This is a genomic window from Candidatus Symbiothrix dinenymphae, assembly GCF_001431085.1.
This window is the reverse complement of sequence record NZ_BBRU01000376.1, coordinates 1-466: the sequence shown is the minus strand read 5'-3', so window position 1 is coordinate 466 and position 466 is coordinate 1. Positions and strand designations below refer to the sequence as shown.

At 44.8% G+C, this 466-nt stretch carries 1 protein-coding gene; it reads left to right on the top strand.

From position 1 onward, the window contains the following. The coding region (gene mreC, locus ASC50_RS04410; RefSeq protein WP_304518325.1) for a rod shape-determining protein MreC at positions 1-466 on the top strand (466 nt) is incomplete at both ends.

The following is a 466-nucleotide window of genomic DNA, read 5'->3' as shown; positions in this document are numbered from 1 at the left end:
CATGGGGTGTTGTTTGTGTTGTTGTTTTCTACGTCTATCATGCTGACTGTCAACAACAACCGTTTTCAGCGCAGCAAATTTTTGGCGGCAACCCAAGAGGTCATAGGCAGTTTTTATGCTGTGACCGCTGTCTTTTACGCTTACATCGAACTCCGAACTATCAATGAGGATATGATGCAGCGCATTGTTGATTTGGAAAACCAAATTGCCGAATACCGGAACACCTTAAAACTGACAAATGACACACTGCACACAGGCAATCTCGACATTGACCAATCCGGCAAAACGTATCATTGGGTGTCGGCGAAAGTTGTCAATAATAACATTTCAAAAATCGACAACTACCTGACCTTGGATAAAGGGGAACTGGATGGTATTGAGGCAGATATGGGTGTCGTTTCGCCCAGAGGTATCGTGGGAGTTGTGAAGCAGGTTTCAGCCCATTTTTCGCAAGTCATCCCTGTAC